This is a genomic window from Wolbachia endosymbiont of Pentalonia nigronervosa (assembly GCF_014534705.1).
Taxonomy (GTDB): domain Bacteria; phylum Pseudomonadota; class Alphaproteobacteria; order Rickettsiales; family Anaplasmataceae; genus Wolbachia.
Genome location: NZ_JACVWV010000132.1, coordinates 1 through 2,018, shown reverse-complemented (window position 1 = coordinate 2,018; position 2,018 = coordinate 1). Strand labels below are relative to the sequence as shown.

Below are 2,018 nucleotides of genomic sequence, written 5' to 3'. Positions count from 1 at the left end.
TCCCGAAGCTGAAGGATTTCAGGTTATTCCAAAACGTTGGATAGTTGAAAGAACCTTTGCTTGGCTCTCCAATTTTAGGCGCATGAGCAAAGATTACGAACATTCTCCTCTTACCTCAAAAACCAATATTTTCTTTAATATGATTACCGTTATGCTTAATAAATTAGCTACTTAAATGATTTCAAGACATCTTCTTACAGACCGCGGGACAAATAAAGAACAAATGAAATGATCTCGGTCGTGTTGACGGACATAATCACTAACTATCGATTGCATATATACCTTCAATGACTTCTTTTGCAACAGTACGGCCTTTATGGTCAATACTTATTATATCAGATAATGAATTAACATTAATATTGTCATTTGCTGTAAAATTTTCCAGCGTTAGCTGTACTACTTTTACTATCTCTAAAAAGCCTATTTGTGAATTCAAAAATGCGTTTACTGCCACTTCATTTGCAGCATTAAAGATAATGCTATTTTCAGTTGCTGAAGAAGAGTTCAATACTTCCATACTAAGATTTATTGCCGGAAAACATTTATTATCTACCTCTTGAAAGGTCAATTTTTTGTGTTTTGTTAAATCCAGTTGATAATTCAAAGCTGATCTCTCCGGCCAAGACATAGCATAGGAAATTGGTATCGCCATATCAGGTTCTGCAAGTACAGCAAAATTAAACCCATCTTGATAAACTACAATACCATGTACTATTGACTCGGGATGCACAACTGCTTTAATTTTATCTGGACTGACATCAAATAAGTTGTGTGCCTCTATTATTTCTAATGCTTTATTCATCATTGTTGCACTATCAACTGAGATTTTCTTACCCATGCTCCAAGTTGGATGGATAAGAGCTTTATCTACCGTAACATTTTTTAATTGTTCAAGGCTGTAATTAAAAAACGGTCCACCAGAAGCAGTAAGTATAATTTTTTCTACGTACTTTTGATTATTCTGTAAAACTTGAAAAATTGCATTATGCTCAGAATCAACAGGAATGATCTGCACATTATTTTCTTTAGCTCTTTTAATTAACAATTTGCCACCACAGACAATACTTTCTTTGTTTGCTAATGCAATAACTTTAGTGCCACTCTCTATTGTTCGCATCACTGGTGCAAGTCCTGCAATACCAATTATTGCAACTATCGAAAGATCAACTGGAATAGAAGCAATATCAACTTCTATTTTAGTCCTCGTACCGGATAAATTTTCTTTTAAATCCTTATAAAATCTCTCATCAGAAATGGCAACATACTTGACATTTAGCAGCTTTGCTTGATTTGCCAGTAACGCAAAATTCGAATGTGCACTCAGTGCCTCAACTTGAAATTCTTCTTTTCTCTGCAACAGTAGATCTACAGCCTTTCTGCCAATACTCCCTGTTGACCCTAAAATTGAAACTTTCTTCACTATAATAAAGATCTAGAAAAATTTTATTATAACAGGTAAGAAATTTTATTCAGTAGTTTTTAATTTCAGACAGTCAGTCACTGTTCTAGCAAGTGATAATACTCTTACTTCTCTTGCACCACAATCTAAAATTGCTTGAGCACAAGACCTAACGGTTGCTCCAGTTGTTACCACGTCATCAACTAGCATAACAATTTTATCTTTAATAATCTCCTTATTGTATACGCTGAAAGCTTTTCTTAAATTTTTTTCACGTTGTTTCAGTGAAAGCCCGGATTGAGGTTTGGTATTGCTAAGTCGTTTTATTGAAAAAGGTGCATAAAATAGATCGGATAACTTGCCCAACTCTTTTGCAAGCAAAGCTGCTTGATTATATTTACGTTTAAACAGACGTAATCTATGTAGGTAGTGTCGACATTTATTTTAACCAAAGATATATAGAAGCAATATGGACAAAAGATAAGAAAGAAATAGCTAATTTATCATAACGAGTAGCAACCCTACGAAAATTCTTGAGTTTATTGAACATTCTTTCGATGAGATTTCTCTCTTTATAAAGCTCTTTATCGTATTCTCTTGGTGTTTTTCTATTGGAACG

Annotated in this window: 4 protein-coding genes; 1 reads left to right on the top strand and 3 read right to left on the bottom strand. The window is 33.8% G+C overall.

What is annotated here, in order from left to right:
- A partial coding sequence (locus IC220_RS07255) for a transposase (protein ID WP_188152743.1) occupies positions 1–175 on the top strand: 175 nt, incomplete at its 5' end.
- An 84-nt stretch (positions 176–259) separates the two neighbouring features.
- Here IC220_RS07255 and dxr read toward each other — a convergent pair.
- The 3 genes from dxr to IC220_RS07240 all read right to left on the bottom strand — a co-directional run.
- Complete coding sequence (gene dxr, locus IC220_RS07250) at positions 260–1,420, bottom strand: 1-deoxy-D-xylulose-5-phosphate reductoisomerase (RefSeq protein WP_188153758.1); 1,161 nt, start codon at positions 1,418–1,420, stop codon at positions 260–262.
- 45 nt (positions 1,421–1,465) lie between these two features.
- Positions 1,466–1,780: a ComF family protein gene (locus tag IC220_RS07245; RefSeq protein WP_223158807.1), complete on the bottom strand. Its 315-nt coding sequence runs from the start codon at positions 1,778–1,780 to the stop codon at positions 1,466–1,468.
- 58 nt (positions 1,781–1,838) lie between these two features.
- Positions 1,839–2,018, bottom strand: a 180-nt coding sequence (locus IC220_RS07240; RefSeq protein ID WP_188152748.1) for a transposase, incomplete at its 5' end; no start/stop codon positions are given.